This window comes from Rhizobium sp. WYJ-E13 (assembly GCF_018987265.1).
Lineage (GTDB): Bacteria > Pseudomonadota > Alphaproteobacteria > Rhizobiales > Rhizobiaceae > Rhizobium.
In genome coordinates, this window is the sequence record NZ_CP076853.1 from 3,009,388 (window position 1) to 3,024,938 (window position 15,551).

Annotated in this window: 14 protein-coding genes; 3 read left to right on the forward strand and 11 right to left on the reverse strand. The window is 61.3% G+C overall.

Annotation, left to right across the window (positions count from 1 at the left end; translation table 11 throughout):
- Positions 1 to 39: 39 nt before the first annotated feature.
- Complete coding sequence (locus tag KQ933_RS15145; protein ID WP_216755648.1) at positions 40 to 2,142, forward strand: beta-galactosidase; 2,103 nt, start codon at positions 40 to 42, stop codon at positions 2,140 to 2,142.
- Here KQ933_RS15145 and KQ933_RS15150 read toward each other — a convergent pair whose 3' ends face one another.
- From KQ933_RS15150 to KQ933_RS15180, 7 genes are all read right to left on the reverse strand, one after another.
- Positions 2,143 to 2,871 carry an ABC transporter ATP-binding protein gene (locus tag KQ933_RS15150; protein ID WP_216755649.1) on the reverse strand — a complete coding sequence of 243 codons (729 nt, stop codon included), beginning with the start codon at positions 2,869 to 2,871 and terminating at the stop codon, positions 2,143 to 2,145.
- Entirely contained in the window at positions 2,868 to 3,692 is an 825-nt protein-coding gene (locus tag KQ933_RS15155) for an ABC transporter ATP-binding protein (RefSeq protein ID WP_216755650.1), read from the reverse strand. Before KQ933_RS15155 ends, KQ933_RS15150 begins: the two co-directional genes overlap by 4 nt.
- Positions 3,685 to 4,542, reverse strand: coding sequence for an ABC transporter permease (locus tag KQ933_RS15160; RefSeq protein ID WP_216755651.1), 858 nt, complete (start codon positions 4,540 to 4,542; stop codon positions 3,685 to 3,687). The genes KQ933_RS15155 and KQ933_RS15160 overlap by 8 nt, the downstream gene beginning before the upstream one ends.
- A complete protein-coding gene (locus tag KQ933_RS15165; RefSeq protein ID WP_216755652.1) occupies positions 4,539 to 5,621 on the reverse strand; it encodes an ABC transporter permease in 1,083 nt (360 codons plus the stop codon). Before KQ933_RS15165 ends, KQ933_RS15160 begins: the two co-directional genes overlap by 4 nt.
- The gene (locus KQ933_RS15170) at positions 5,622 to 7,208 is read right to left on the reverse strand and encodes an ABC transporter substrate-binding protein (protein WP_216755653.1); all 1,587 of its coding nucleotides are present in this window, start codon (positions 7,206 to 7,208) and stop codon (positions 5,622 to 5,624) included.
- A 28-nt stretch (positions 7,209 to 7,236) separates the two neighbouring features.
- Entirely contained in the window at positions 7,237 to 7,767 is a 531-nt protein-coding gene (locus KQ933_RS15175; RefSeq protein ID WP_216755654.1) for a hypothetical protein, read from the reverse strand.
- A gap of 304 nt (positions 7,768 to 8,071) precedes the next feature.
- Entirely contained in the window at positions 8,072 to 9,073 is a 1,002-nt protein-coding gene (locus KQ933_RS15180; RefSeq protein ID WP_216755655.1) for a LacI family DNA-binding transcriptional regulator, read from the reverse strand.
- 194 nt (positions 9,074 to 9,267) lie between these two features.
- On the opposite strand from KQ933_RS15180, the gene KQ933_RS15185 reads away from it, so the two are divergent.
- Positions 9,268 to 9,744 (forward strand): cupin domain-containing protein, encoded by a 477-nt coding sequence (locus KQ933_RS15185; protein ID WP_216755656.1) that lies wholly within the window; start codon positions 9,268 to 9,270, stop codon positions 9,742 to 9,744.
- Between the two features lie 16 nt (positions 9,745 to 9,760).
- On the opposite strand, the gene KQ933_RS15190 is transcribed toward KQ933_RS15185, so the two are convergent.
- Entirely contained in the window at positions 9,761 to 10,876 is a 1,116-nt protein-coding gene (locus tag KQ933_RS15190; protein ID WP_216755657.1) for an IS630 family transposase, read from the reverse strand.
- Positions 10,877 to 10,916: 40 nt separating this feature from the next.
- Here KQ933_RS15190 and KQ933_RS15195 point away from each other — a divergent pair, with 40 nt between their 5' ends.
- Positions 10,917 to 11,189 carry a LexA family transcriptional regulator gene (locus tag KQ933_RS15195; protein WP_216755658.1) on the forward strand — a complete coding sequence of 91 codons (273 nt, stop codon included), beginning with the start codon at positions 10,917 to 10,919 and terminating at the stop codon, positions 11,187 to 11,189.
- A gap of 43 nt (positions 11,190 to 11,232) precedes the next feature.
- Here the strand turns inward: KQ933_RS15195 and KQ933_RS15200 are convergent, their stop codons facing one another.
- Genes KQ933_RS15200 through aldA form a run of 3 tightly spaced genes read right to left on the reverse strand, consistent with a single transcriptional unit; the run spans position 11,233 to position 15,502 of the window.
- Complete coding sequence (locus tag KQ933_RS15200) at positions 11,233 to 12,846, reverse strand: GMC family oxidoreductase (protein WP_216755659.1); 1,614 nt, start codon at positions 12,844 to 12,846, stop codon at positions 11,233 to 11,235.
- An 8-nt stretch (positions 12,847 to 12,854) separates the two neighbouring features.
- On the reverse strand, positions 12,855 to 14,072 hold the full coding sequence (locus KQ933_RS15205) for a mandelate racemase/muconate lactonizing enzyme family protein (protein ID WP_216755660.1): 1,218 nt from the start codon (positions 14,070 to 14,072) through the stop codon (positions 12,855 to 12,857).
- Positions 14,073 to 14,083: 11 nt separating this feature from the next.
- Positions 14,084 to 15,502 carry an aldehyde dehydrogenase gene (gene aldA, locus KQ933_RS15210; RefSeq protein ID WP_253958245.1) on the reverse strand — a complete coding sequence of 473 codons (1,419 nt, stop codon included), beginning with the start codon at positions 15,500 to 15,502 and terminating at the stop codon, positions 14,084 to 14,086.
- Between the last annotated feature and the right edge of the window lie 49 nt (positions 15,503 to 15,551).

Sequence of the window (15,551 nt, forward strand, 5' to 3'; positions counted from 1 at the left end):
CGAAGCCATGTCCGGACATCGATAGAGAAGGACAGGACAATGCTTAGAAACGATATCCAATTCCCTTTCGGCGCCGTCTATTTTCGCAAGTCCAATCCGCCGCGCGACGATTGGGAACGCGACTACACGACGGCAGGCGAAGATGGCCTGAACATCTTCCGCCACTGGTTCATGTGGAGTGCGATCGAAGTGACCCCCGGCGTCTACGACTGGGAAGAATATGACCGCCAGCTCGATCTCGCCGCCAGGAACGGCATCAAGACTGTTATCGCCGAACTCATTCATGCCGTGCCGGACTGGGCGGTACGCAAGTATGCCGATGCACTGCAGGTCAATGCCGACGGCACCAAGCTCGGCTCCTATATGGGCGTCTCGGCTGCAACCGGCGGCTTTTCCAACAATGGCGGCGGCGCCGGTGCGCTAACTCTGAACTGCCCGGAAGTGAAGGAGGCGGCCGGCAGGTTCCTGACGGCACTCGCCACTCGCTACAAGGATCACCCGGCGATCTACGGCTATGACGTCTGGAACGAGGTCAACTATTCCGCCGATGTCGATTACAGCAGCTATGCCAAGGCCGCCTTCCGCAAATGGCTGGAGAAGAAATACGGCAGCCTGAAAGTGCTGGCCAAAGCCTGGCATCGCTACAGCTACGCCGAATGGGATGATGTCGAGCCGCCGGTCCACATGGCTCCCTATCCCGAATGCATCGACTGGCTGCAGTTCAAGCGCGACAACTTCTATGGCCAGATGCAGTGGCGTATCGATACGATCCGCGCCGTTGATCAGAAGAATGTCATCGCCGCCCACGGCATATCAGGCGCGATCCCCAACATGGCCGCCAATGGCTGCGACGACTGGCTCGCCGCCTCCAAGGTGGAAATCTACGGCTTCACCTGGATCCAGGCCCGCAAGGGTACCGAACCCTGGAAGACCTGGTATGGTGTCGATATCAACCGCGCCGCTGCCCGCGGCAAACCCTTCTGGCATGCCGAGCGCCAGGGCGGGCCGCTCTGGCTGCAGCCGCAGGTCATTGGCCGCGACAAAGAAGACGGCCGTGTCGCCGAGCCCGAGGATATCCGCATCTGGAGCATGACCTCCTTCGCTGGCGGCGCCCGCGGCGTGCTGAACCTACGCTGGCGCCCGCTACTCGACGGCCCGCTCTTCGGCGCCTTCGGCGCCTATGGCATGGACGGCAGCCGCACGCCGCGATCCGACATGCAGAGCGCCATGGCAAAGTGGGCGAACGACCCGGCGCAGAAGACACTCTGGGACGCAAAGCCGGTGCGTGGCGAAGTCGGCATTCTCGTTATCCCCGAGACGCAGGAATGGGATTATCTGCTGAATTACGACCGCAAGGAAAAGCCCTATCCGGAAGCCATGTGGGGCGCCTATCGCGCCTTCCTCGCACAGGGACTGCAGCCGGATTGGGTCCATATCGACGATATAGACGCCTACGATTTCCTCTATTTCCCCTACCCGATCATGTTTACCGCCGAACAGGCAGCACGCCTTAAGGCCTGGGTGGAAAAGGGCGGCACGCTGATTGCCGAGGCCTGCCCCGGCTATTTCGGCGACCGCGGCCATGTCGGCCAGGTGCAGCCGAATATGGGGCTCGACGAGGTCTTCGGTGCCCGCGAGGAAGAAGTGGAATTCATGCCCGATATCGGCAACCGTATCCACTTCAAGTTCGACGACTTAGCCGTCGATGGCGGCGGTCTCCTCCAGTCCTACCGCCTGACCGGCGGCACCGGCCGCGGCACGTTCGATGGCGGGCGTCTTGCCGTCGTCGAAAACCGCTTCGGCAGGGGTCGCACCCTTCTGATCGGCACCAACCCCTCGGTCGCCTTCTACCGCACCGACGGCAAGGCCAATGCCGCCTTCTTCGCCGAACTGGTGAAATGGAGCGGCAGGACACATCATGCGACGCTTTCCAATCATGCGGTCTTCGCCCGTATCCATAAGGGCGAAAAGGGCAGCTTCCTCTGGCTGGTCAATCCGACGCGCAAGCCCCAGACAACGACAGTCACGCTCGCAAACGGGAAACTGTCAGGCGGCAAGCCGGCATGGCCGGTAAACCATGCCTATAATGCCGAGCGTATCGAAGTGCCGGCCCGCGATGTCCTGATCTTGCCCCTCGCGTAACTAGCGTGCGGCAAGCTGCTCGACCCAGCCGCCTTGCGAAAGCGCGGCGCGGTCGAGTTCGCTTTCGATGCGGCCGGCCTGCATCAGCACGGCCCGGTCGCACATATGCGCGACGACCCCGGGATCGTGGCTGACGAGCACGAAAGTCATGCCATGCGAGGCCTTCAGGTCGTTCAGCAGGTTCAGGATTTCGGCCTGCACCGAGACGTCGAGCGCCGAAGTCGGCTCATCGAGCAACAGCAGCCTCGGCTTCAAAAGCAGCGCGCGGGCGATCGCCACGCGCTGCCGCTGCCCTCCTGAGAGCTGGTGCGGATATCGCCCGGCTGCAGAGGCTGGCAGGCCGACTTGATCGAGTGCGATGCGCACCTCTTCCTCGATATTGCGCATACCACGCAGCGCCAACGGCTCGCCGAGAATACGGGAAATGCGATGGCGCGGATGCAGCGAGGAATAAGGATCCTGAAACACCATCTGGATGTTGGAGCGCAGCGCGCCGGTGATCTTATGTCCTGGCAGCAATTTCTCATCGAAGACCGTGATGGAGCCCTGCCAGTTGGTGTTCAACCCGGCGACAGCACGCAGCACCGTCGTCTTGCCGCAGCCGGAGGGACCGATCAGACCGAAGGTCTCGCCCGGCGCGACCTCGAAGCTAACGCCGCGTACGGCGGTAAAACCCTTACCGTCGCCCTGAAAGGTCACCGAGAGATCGGAGACGGAGAGCGCGCTCATGCCTCGCCTCCGTAAACCGGCAACTGCGTCCCGTAGGTCGCGGCCGAAGGCCGGGCAGCCCAGAGCGCCCGCGTATAATCCGATTTGGCATTGGCAAGATCGGCAGACGCCATCTGCTCCTCGATCCTGCCGTGCCGCATCACCATGACGCGATCGGCATAGCGCGAGACCTGCTGCAGATCATGACTGATGAGCAGCAGCCCCATGCCGAGCTCTTCGGTCAGCGATCGCAACAGCGTCAGGATCTGCTCCTGCAGGCCGCGATCCAGCGCCGAAGTGGGCTCGTCGGCGATCAACAGTTTCGGCCGGTTGATCAGCATGGCGGCGATCATCACGCGCTGTCCCATGCCGCCGGAAAGGGTGGCCGGATAGCTCGAATAGACGCGCTGCGGATCGGGCAGACCGACCTTGTCCAGCATATCGAACGCCCGCTTGCGCCGCTCGGCAGCAGAAAGCCTCGTATGCAGGAGCAACGCCTCTTCCACCTGCCGGCCAACCCTGTGGGCTGGGTTCAGTGAATATTTCGGATCCTGCAGGATCAGCCCGAGGCCGCTGCCGCGCAGCCTGTTCCAGCCGGATGCGGAAAGCGTCGTCAACTCCTGCCCGTCGAAGGCGAGACGCTTTGCCCTCACTTCCGCCCGACGCGGCAAAAGACCCATGATCGCCCTACCCGTCATCGACTTGCCGGAACCGGATTCGCCGACGAGCGCAACGACCTCGCGCCCGACCGAGAAGGAGATACCATCGACAACATGCACCGACCCTGCCTCCGATGGAAAGGCGATCGACAGATCCTCAACGGAAAGCAGCGGCTCAATCATGGCGCGGATCCAGGATATCGCGCAGGCCATCGGCCAGCAGGTTGAAGGCGAAGGAGGTGATCAGAATGGCAAAGCCCGGCACGGCCGCCACCCACCACTGATCGAAGATCACCTGCGTTCCCTCCGAAACCATCGAACCCCATTCCGCCGTCGGCGGGCGCACGCCGAGACCGAGGAAACCAAGGCCGGCTGCCGCAAGAATGATACCCGAGAGATCGAGCGCCAGACGGATGATCGCCGAAGGCAGTACTAACGGCAGGATATGCCCCCAGAGCAACCGCACCCCGCGAATGCCAACCATTTCGGCCGCCGCCAGATAATCGCTGCGTCTGAGCGCCGCAGTCTCGACGCGGGCCTGGCGCGCATAGGCGGGCCAACTCGTCAGCGCCAGCGCCAGCGCGCCGTTGATCAGCCCCGGCCCCATGATGGCAACGAAGGCGAAGGCGAGCAGAAGCCGCGGGAAGGACATGACGATATCGGTCATCCGCATCAGCACGCGCTCTGTGATGCCGCCGAAGAAACCCGAGAGGATGCCGACCAGAATCCCAAGCGGCGCCATCAGCAGTACCACGACGAGCACCAGCAGCAGCGTTGGCCGCGCGCCATAAATGATGCGTGACAGAATATCCCGGCCGAAACCATCCGTACCGAACCAATGCGCTGCACTCGGCAGCATCAAACGATTGGCCGTTTCCTGCAGGTTCGGATCGTAGGGCGCAATCAACGGCGCCAGCAGCGCAAGCGCCAGAATGAAGAGCACGACCGCACTGCCCGTCGTCGCCGAAGGCGAACGCAATACGCTCCGCAGGAAAGATGGGCCGCCGAGCGGCGCCTGGACGATCGCGCTCATCGCTTCTTCCCCGATTCCAGCCGCGCCACACCGAGATCGGTCAGCGCGTTGAGAAGCACGAAGGAAGCACCGACGACCAGTGTCGCCCCGAGGATCGCCGGCATGTCGCCAGCAAACATCGCAGTCGTCAGATACCGGCCGATGCCTGGCCAGGCGAAGACGGTCTCCGTCAGCACCGCGCCTTCCAGCAGGCTCGCATAGGAGATGGCTATCACCGTCAGCAACCTGCCGGAGACGTTCGGCAGGATATGGACGAAGACGATGCGCCCAAGGCTCGCACCCTTGGCCCGCGCGGTCGTCACATATTCCTGCCCAAGTTCGGTCAGGATCGCGGCGCGCGTCAGCCGCGAAATCGCGGCGAGCGCATGGAAGGCAAGCACGATCGCCGGCAGCGCCAGATGCGCCAGCGCATCGCGAAAGGCGCCCACTTTGCCCGATATCCAGGTATCAACAAGCGCAAAACCAGTGACCGATTTGACGGTATATTGAAAGACGACATCCGCCCTGCCCGGCCCCGGCGCCCAGTGCAGCCTCGCGTAGAACAGCAGCAGCATTAGCAGGCCGAGCCAGAAGATCGGCACGGAGTATCCGAAGAGCGAGACGAAACGGGCGAGACCATCCACCCAGGACCCCTGCCGCATGGCGGCTGCAATGCCAAGCGCCAATCCTACGCCGGCACCAAGGATGATCGCAGCCGTCGCAAGCTCGATCGTCGCCGGAAAGGTGCGGGCGATATCCTTCGCCACCGGCTGGCCGGTCGAGATCGACTGGCCGAAATTGCCCGACAGAGCCGTCTTGACATAACGAAAAAACTGCACCGGCAGTGGCTGATCAAGCCCGAGTTCCAGCCGCGCCTGCTCATAGGTCGACTGGCTCGCATGATCGCCGACGAGTTGCAGCGCCGGATCAATCGGCGACAGCCGCGTCATCGCAAAGGTCACCAGCGCCAGCCCGAAGAGCGTCAGCGCAAAGGACCACAGCCATTTCGAAAGCGGCCAGAGGAACGACAACTCCCGCCAGCTGTTGCGCTGGCGGGAGTTGGTCATCTCGGCACGATTATGCGTTGCCGTTTGCGGCACTTATTTCGCTACCTTGTCGTAATAGACCTGGTCTGCGTTGAGACCCTGCACATAGTTCTTCACCTTGTCGCTTAGCACGACCTGATCATTGCCTTGAAGCATGAAAACGAAGGGCGAGCTTGCCTGGATCTTCTTCTGCAGATCCTGATAGAGCGCAGCACGCTTGGCGGCATCCTGCTCCTTGACGGCGGCGAGCGTCTCGTCGGTCAGTTCCGGGATTACCCAGCCGGCCTGCTTGGCAACCGTATTGGCCGAATTGTCCTTGTTGATCGCGAAGGCGCTGGCGTTGGAATGTGCGTCGAAATAGTCCGGGATCCAGTAGCGCAGCGTCATCTCGAACTTGCCGGAACGGCCGCGGGCATAGATGTCGCTGGCAACGCCCGGCTGGATGTCGAGCGTGATGCCGGCCTGGGCGAAGGTCGACTGCAGCGACTGGGCGACCGAGAGGAACGGCTGGTCGTTGAAGACGATGAATTCGACCTTGAACGGCGTCTTGATGCTGGCGTCAGCAAGGATCTTCTTGGCCTTCTCGACATCGAGCTTGAAGGGCGTGTCGCTGAGAGCGCCCGGGAAACCGTTCGGCAGGAAGGCCTGGTGAACGCTGCTCTGGCCACGCAACAGGTTCTTGGTGATGCCGTCATAATCGACGAGGTAACGTGCCGCTTCCCAGAAAGCCGGATTGCCGAGCGTCGGGTTCGCCTTGCTGTTCAGCAGGATATAGTCCTGGCGGGCGGAGGGAACGGAGAGCACCTTGATACCGCTCTTGTCCTTCAGCGCTTCGATCTGGTCGGCAGACAGGCCACGGGCAATATCGGCATCGCCCTGCTCGACGAGCAGGCGGCGGGCACCGACGTCAGGCACGTTGCGGATGATGACGCTTTCGAGCGTCGGCTTGTCGGAGGAATTGGCATTGGCCTGCAGCACCAGCGCCTCATGCGGGGTGTAGGTGGCGATCGTATAGGCGCCGCTGCCGGCCGAATTGGTCTTCAGCCAGCCATTGCCGAAATCATTGTCCTTGGCCTGCGCCGAAATCGTCTGCTCATCGACGATGGAGGCGATCGGCGCCGTCAGGATCGACAGCGCGAAGCCGGAGCCGACATCGGCCGTCCAGGTGAGTTTGACGTGCTTGTTGTCAACCTTGGTGATGGCGGCATCGACATTGTCGGCCTTCCAGCCGAGTTCGTTGAGGATGAAGGCCGGCGACTTGTTGAGCTTCACGGCGCGCGTCAGCGAGAAGATTACGTCTTCGGGGCGAACCGGATTGCCGGAGGCGAACTTGGCGTCGGCGAGCGCAAAGGTCAGGCTCTTGCCATCGCTGCCGGCTTCCCAGGTGGCAGCGAGTGCGGCCTCGATCTTTGTCCCGTCATCGCGGTTGGACTGCACGAGGCGCTGATAGATATTGTTGAAGGACTGAACCGTCGTCAGCTCGAAGCCTTCGGCCGGATCGAAGCTGACGGCATCGTCGATCGACTGGGCAACGACGAGCACATTTGGCGGCGTTTCGGCGTGTACGGCCGGCGCGCTGAAAACCAGAGCCAGGCTGAAAACGGTGCCGAGCAATTTGGCGCGGCTGGTGATGATGGACACGGAAAACTCCCCTCGGGTGATGAAAAACTCAGTTGGCGCCTTCGGCAAAAGCTTCAAGCTCGGGGTCGAAATCAACCTCGACAACATTGATGTAGACGGCAGTGGCAATCATGACGCCGGCAAAGGCCACGAGATCGACGAGCACCTTGGTGTCGTAGCGCGCCTTCAGCTTGGCCCAGATTTCGGCGGGAACGGCATTGGAATCGGCGACAATAGCCGCGCCAAAACGTTTAAGCAGCGATTCGGTCTCGCTCAACTCCAGAGCATCGGGGTTGAACCCGTTCTTGATCAGCGCCCGGCGAAAGAAGGTGATGGCGATATCGGACTTCAGGGCCTTGGAGATCGAGTGCGAGAAGATCCAGATTTCCCGGTCGCTGATGGCCGGATTGAGCTCGGCCCGCAGGGTAAACCATTCGGCGTAGATGCGGTGCGCCTCCGGCGAATGCAGCAGCGTCCGCTTCATGTTGGTCATGTTGCCGCGAACCCGCACTTCCTCGTCATGAGCTGCGCGAATCTCTTCGGAAGCGGTGTCGTAATCGATATGGGGAAGCTGGCTCATGCGGATTGCTCTTTCTTTGTGCGATAAAGGCTAACGACGTGGCGAGATATTGTGCAGTCCATATTCATCCAGCTTTTTCCGGTTTTGACGAAAAATATTCCGCGCATCGTAACTGGCTACAAACGAACTTTTCGCCACAGATATATCAGCATTTCCGTACTAGACGTTCTTGACATCAGCATACAAATGACACGATGAAACCGATTTGAAGCGTACATGATGGGGTGCAGAAGCCAACCCGCCGGCCCTGAACCCGCAGTGGTAGACGATCCTCACAGGCCGCCTCCGGGCGGCCTGTTTGGCGTCAAGAGGTCAGGCGCGGAAAATAGGTCGTCGGCACGATGACCGGCGGCTGGCCTGGGTGAAAATCGCCGGGATTGGCGATGAAATCCACGATATGCTCGACATAGATGCCCTTGTCGTAGCCGATCGAGGAAATCGGATAGGCATCGAAATCGGTCAGCGACAGGTTGTCGAAACCGTAGAGACGGAAGCGCGTCGGCCGGTTGGCGGGAAAATCGGCTCGGCAGACATCGAGAATGCCCATGGCCATCGCATCCGACGTGCAGAAGATCGCATCCGGGCAATCGGCGCCGGTCAGTTCCCTTGCCGCCGCATGCCCGCTCTCATAGGAATAGTCGCCTTGCACCGTGCGCACCAATTCTATGCCGTTCTTCGCGAAAGCCTGCTTGTAGAAAGCGATGCGCGCCTGCTCCATCGGCGAGGACGAACGGCCGGTAACGAGCCCCGCCCGGTCCACGCCTTTCTTCGCCGCATCGGCAACGGCTTCGGCGATGCCGATGCCCTCATCGGGAATGACAACCGGCGAAAGATCGTCATGCAGACCGTTCAGCATGACGACAAGATCGGAGCGGAACATGCGCCTCACCGTGGCCGCATCCGCAAAATCCGAAAAGACCAGCGCCGCATCGACATGGTAGGCGACGCCATTACGCAGAAATTCCTCGACGCGGGCGACCGACCCAATGCGGATCATGATGACCTGCTTGCCGGTCGCCTGGATCTGGTCAAGCAACCGGTCGAAAAGGTCGAGGTCGGACAGATCATGGATGTGGTTGACGACCACGGCGACGAGATTGACCGTCTTGGTCGTCAGGCTCTGCGCCAGAAGATTCGGCTTGTAGCCAAGCCGGGCGGCCGCCTCGACCACGCGTTCACGTTTATCGGCCGAAACCGGCCGTGGCTCGTTGGAAAGCGCCCGGCTCGCAACCGCGCGCGACACTCCTGCCAGCTTTGCAACATCGGCAATCGTCGGAGCGGCATCGCGGCCAGTGTTCTGTGTCATATTCGAGCGCTTTCCAACCTGTCATGGCGTGATAGCGCACAGTCGTGCATCTTCGCTATCGGAAACTTCCGATCCTCCACTTCCACGGCACTGAAACCGATGCCAACCGGCCTTTTTCGCCGCAATGCCAGCCAGCAACTCTTGGCCGCTGGCCTCGCCTTACCTAGATTGCCATGAGAAGCAGGAGGAGCGGCATGAGCGACGATGACGGCCACGAGCATATCGACTGGCGCGAACATGGCGTGAAGGTCATCCCCGGCAATGCGCTCGATCCGAATACCGCCCAGACGCCGGGCATGAATCGCGCGACCGCCATCAACAATGCACGTGCGGGTGCGGAAAAAATCTGGGCGGGCACGGTAACGATTCATGCTAACGCCAAGACTGGCGCCCATCACCACGGCGATCTCGAAAGCATCATCAATGTGGTAAAGGGCAAGGCCCGCATGCGCTGGGGCGAAAAACTCGAATTCACCGCCGAAGCCGGCCCCGGCGATTTTATCTACGTGCCGCCCTTCGTGCCGCATCAGGAGATCAATGCCAACCGTGACGAGACGCTGGAATGCGTGGTCGTGCGTTCAGGCCAGGAACCCGTCGTCGTCAACCTCGATATCGAGCCGGTCGAAAAGCCCGAAGACGTGCCGTGGATCGACCCGATTCACCGCCACTAGTACCACACCACAGAGATTATGACTCTTTGACGGGGTAAGCTTTGCGGAGCTTTTGGCGAGCATTTTCGGTTGTGAACATCCATTGGATCTTTGCGCCATGGGTGTTGCGTTGCTGCTCCCAGGCTGCGACTTCGGCGATGATGGTTTCTTTGTTGTCGATACGACGGTCGAGGCATTGGCTACGCAGGACACCGATCTCGATCTCGACCATGTTGAGCCAACTGGCGTGCTTGGGCGTGTGGTGGAACTCCAGTCGCTTCAGCACCCTTCGAGCCTCCGGGGCGGGAAATGCGTCGTAAAGCGCGCCGGCGGAATGGGTGGAGAGGTTGTCCATCACCACGCGGATGATCGGGGCGTCGGGATAATCGACGTCGACCAGTTCGCGCATGCACTCGGCGAAGTCTTGGTTGGTTCGCCGATCAGTGACCTTGACCCTGCGCCAGGGCCGGTGGGCGTCCATGAAGACAAACAAATTGACCGTGCCGTTTCGGCGATACTCGCAGTCGTGGCGTTCAAGCTGGCCAGGCTTGGCCGCAATGGGTTCGCGCACTTCGCCGATGAGTTGGGTCGGGCTCTCGTCGAAGCAGACCACGGGCTTTTGTGGATCAGGCGTTTCTGCGTAGAGGTCGAGAACATCCTCCATGCGCGCGACGTATTCCCCATCGATCTTTGGGATGCACCACATGTCTTTGCGCCAAGGCTTGAGATGGTTCTCAGCCAGCCGGCGACGCACGGTCTCCGAGGACAACTCGTCATGGTCGGTGAGCCGGATCATCTCATCGGCCAGAAGCTCCAGGGTCCAGCGGGCTCGCCCGGGCGGCGGCTTTGAGCAAGCGGTCGCTACCAACAGCGCCTCCTCCTTGCTCGATAGCTTGCGCTCAACACCCGGACGCGGTTCTTCGCTGAGTGCCCCTTCCAGATTGGCTTCCACAAACCGGCGCTTGGTCCGGTAAATCGTCGATCCGCTGACGTTCAAGGTTGCCGCGATCACCTCGTCGCTGAAGCCTTCGTCCGCTGCGACCAGGATCTGGGCGCGCTTGATCTTGCGAGACCTGTGGCACCCCCCGCTCAACAAAGCGGCCAGTTGGTCACGTTCCGATTGGCTAAGCTCTATGTGAAACTTTATATTCATCGACACCTCCTTCAGCGTGGAGACGCAGATGAATCCCAAAATGAGTCCCCCACTTGACCCGCAAGCCGCAACGGCAAGACGGCGCCTTACGCAGATCCAAGGCCAGTACCTGGCCTTCATCTACGCCTACAGCCGCATCTTCAAACAGCCTCCGGCCGAAGCCGACATGCGGCGCCACTTCGGTGTTACGGCTCCGTCTGTTCACCAGATGGTGCTGACCCTCGAGAAGGCGGGCTTTATATCCCGCGTGCCAGGCGCCGCACGCAGCATCCAACTTCTCATCCCACCAGAAGCCCTGCCCATTCTACGATAAGACAAACCGTCATAATCTCTGTGGCGGGCTACTAGGTGCAAATTTAGGCGGCGGCGAGGATCATCGCCGCGCCCTTCTCCGCCACCATCATCGTCGGCGCATTGATATTGCCGGCCGTGATGTTCGGGAAGATCGAGGCATCGACGATCCGCAGACCATTGATGCCGTGCACCTTCAGCGAAGCATCGACGACGGATGTCGTTGCATCCGGCCCCATCGCAGCCGATCCGCAGAGGTGATAGATCGAACCGGAATTGCCCCGGAAATAGGTGAGCAATTCCTCGTCAGTCTGGGCCTCTGCCGAAGGCGGCATCTCCATTTCGGTAATGGCCCGCAGCGCCGGCGCTTCCATGATCCGGCGCACCAACCGGCTGCCCTGGATCACCTCTTCCTCGTCATGGACGGTGCCGAGATAGTTCGGCCGGATCTGCGGTGCGTCCGTCAGCTCGGGAGAGATGATGTTGATAGAGCCTCGGCTCGTCGGCCGGCAGGAATTGAAAGCAAGTAGAAAGCCCGAATAGGGTTCCGGCTTCAGCCCCGCCTTCGGATCGGTCGGGATGCGGTATGAGAGCGGGTTGAAATAAAGCTGGATATTCGGCCGCTCTTCCTCCGGACTGCCGCGCAGGAAGGCGCCGGCCTGATTGACGCTGAGCGCCAGCGGCCCCCGTCGCGTCAGAATATAACGCAAGGCCTGCCGCGCCTGCCCGAAGATCGTGCCGAGTTCGTCATTCAGCGTCGGCACGTTAGAGCGGTAATAGAAGCTGACGCAGAGGTGGTCCTGCAGATTCTTGCCGACCGCCGGCAGATGCCGGATCAGCGGAATGCCGAGGGATTGCAGAAGGGCACCATCGCCGATACCAGAAAGCTGCAGCAGCTTGGGCGTATCCACGGCACCGGCCGAGAGAATAACCTCCTGGCGCGCCGAATAACTGGTGATGCCACCCGGACCGATTACCTCGACACCAGTCGCGCGGGCTTCAGCATCGACGATCACCCGGCGCACCCGGCTATCGCGCAGGATCGCGAGATTGGGTCGCCCTAGCGCCGGCCGCAGATAGGCGAGCGATGAGGAGGAGCGCACGCCGTTCCGCGTGTTGATATCGTAAATGCCGGCGCCTTCGATGCTCTCGCCGTTGAAATCCGCATTCAGCGGCAGCTGCAGTTCGGCACAGGCTTCCAGGAAACAGTCGGTAATCGCATGCGACTGGCCGCGCATCGGCGTCACATGAATTGGGCCGCCACCGCCATGATATTTGCTCTCGCCGTCCGCATGCGTCTCCAGCTTGCGGAAGAAGGGCAGCACATCCTCATAGCCCCAACCGAGATTACCGGCAGCCTTCCAGTCGTCGAAATCGTCGGCGGCACCGCGCACGAAGATCATCGCATTGATGGAGCCGGAACCGCCCTGCACCTTACCGCGCGGCGCATAAATGCGCCGGCCGTTGAGCGCCGCTTCCGGCTCGCTCCAATACATCCAGTTGACCTTCGGATCGTAATAGGAGCGCGCATAGCCGACCGGAATGCGGAACCACGGGGAGCTGTCATTGCCGCCGGCTTCGATCAGCAGCACATTGTGCCTGCCGCTCTCGCTAAGGCGCGCGGCGAGAATGCAGCCGGCCGAGCCGGCGCCGACGATGATGTAATCATATGTCGTCATCTTCGTTCTCAGCCGCGGGCCGGCGCGAATGCCTTGACGTCGGCGGGCTTGTCATCCATTTGCAGATGCAGTCGCTGCCCTTCGTAGGGCGAGTGTTTTGCGACGACATCGAGATTGAGCTCCACGCCCAGTCCCGGTTCATCTGACGGGATCAGGTAGCCGTCCTCGAAGTGCAGCGGTATCTTCAGGATCTCAGCATAGAAGCCCGAGAAATCGACAATCGCTTCATGGATCAGGAAATTCGGCGAGGAAGCAGCAAGCTGAATGCTCGCCGCAGCGCCGATCGGGCCGTTGTAGAGATGCGGCGCGATCTGCGCATAATGCGCCTCCGCCATACCGGCGATCTTCTTGGATTCGAGAATGCCGCCGGCACGCGCCACGTTCATCTGCAGGATCGAGGCCGCTCCCGTTTCCAGCACGCGTTGGAACTCGTATTTCGTCGTCAGCCGTTCACCTGTTGAAATGGGGATCGAGGTCTTGCGGGCGACTTCCGCCATCGCCTCCTCCTGGCCGGGAGGCACAGGCTCCTCGAACCACAGCGGATCGTATTTCTCCAGCCGCCGCGCTAGCCGGATCGCCGAAGACGGCACCATCTGGCCATGCGCGCCGAACAGCAGATCGGCACTGTTGCCGATAGCCGCGCGGATTTTGGCGCAAAACTCTTCGCAGCGGTCCATCACCCCGAGCGACACCTGATGGCCGGAATAGGCCGTATAGGGGCCTGCCGGATCGAACTTGACGGCGGTAAAGCCCATCTCGACCATCTTCACCGCGCATTCGGCAGCAAGGTCCGGATCGTTATAGTCGTATTCGCCGGCGGCATTCTTCGGATAGAGATAGGTATAGCCGCGCAGCTTCTCATGCACGCGCCCGCCGATCAGTTTATGGACCGGCTTGCCGGCAGCCTTGCCGATAATGTCCCAGCAGGCGATCTCCAGGCCGGAGACGATACCCATCATCGTCGGGTCCGGGCGCTGGGTAAAACCGCTCGAATAGGCAAGCCGCCAGAAGCGCTCGATATCATGCGGATCATGGCCGAGCAGATAGCGCTGGAAGACGTCTTCGATCAGCGGCACGAGCGCCTGCGGATGGAAGGCGGTCGAATAGATCTCCCCGACGCCCTCGATGCCGTCAGCGGTCGTCAGTCGTACGAAGATCCAGTACATGCCGCCGATATGCGGCGGCGGGACGGCGATGACATGGGTGGAAAGCGATGCGATCTGCATGGCCGTAATCCTCAATGCTTGAGTATGACGAGGCGCGTCTGGGTGAATTCGAGCATGCCGTGCTTGCCATCGTCACCGCCGAGACCCGAGCGTTTCCAGCCGGCGTGATAGCCCTGATAGGGATCGGCCGGGAAACGGTTGACGTAGAATTCGCCGGCCTCGATCGCGTCGGAAAAGCGCATGATCGTGCGATGATTGTTGGTGAAGAGCACCGAGCTCAGACCGAACTGGTGGTCATTGGCAAGCGACAGCGCTTCCTCGGCCGTGTCGTAGGCAACAACAGGCAGCACAGGCCCGAAGACCTCTTCGGCGATGATCTCCATGTCCTGACGGCAATTGGATAGCAGCGTTGGTGGATAGAAGAAGCCCGGACCTTCAGGCAGGATGCCGCCGGCCTCGACACGCGCCCCATCCTCTACCGCCTTCAAAACAGCCTTGTGCACATTCGTCTGTGCAGCCTTCGTGGCGAGCGGCCCGACGCGTGATGCATCAACCGAGCGGTCCCCGAAGGCACGTGCGGCAAAGCCGGCCTTCAGCTTGGCAAGCAACGCGTCATGGATGGAGCGATGCACATAGACACGCTCCGGCGCGGTGCAGAGCTGTCCGCAATGATTGGTCTTGGCGGCAACGAGCTGTGCGGCAACGGCATCGAGGTCCGCATCCGGCTCGATGATGACGGGCGTCTTGCCGCCGAGTTCCAGCGACGGCTTGGCAATGTTCGCCTTGCAATAGTCAAGTACCACGTGGCCAGCCTGCAGGCTACCGGTCAGGGTAATCATCCCGACCTTGGGATGGGTGCAGAGCGTCGCCGCGACTTCATGCGACATTGTGAGGATATTGATGAGCCCGGCAGGCAGTCCTGCCTCAGCCACGGCTTCGGCAATCTCGAAAGCCGATGTCGGTGTCGAATTGCTCGGACGCACGACGACTGCATTGCCGGCGATGAGCGCCGGCGCGATCTTGCGCACCAGCGTGTACACCGGGAAATTGAAGGGTATCAGGCAGGCGACGACGCCGATCGCCTCGCGCTTCAGAAGCAGCGTCTCATTGGCATTGTCGCTCGGGATGATTTCGCCCTCGATGCGGCGCGCCCATTCGGCGTGATAGCGCATCAGTTCGGCTCCATAGATGGCCTCGCCCGTCGCGTCGGCAAGGCTCTTGCCGGATTCCAGCGCTAGCGCTGCACCGATCTTCTCCGCCCGCCGCTCAATGACGACCGCGAGCTTGCGCAGTGCGTCGCCACGCGCGATGGTCGGCAGCGCCCGCCATTCCTTCTGCGCCCTCGCCGCTGCCTCGACGGCCTCGACTGCCTCTCCGACACTCGCGGACGGCACCCTGGCGAATTGGGCTTCCGTTGCCGGATTGAGCACCGGCACCAGCGTGCCGGAAGACCGGAATTCTCCGGCGATAAAATTGCGATAATCCGTCATGACGACATCCTCAGGACAATAGCTAACTCCACGCATGCCGGCTCAAGCC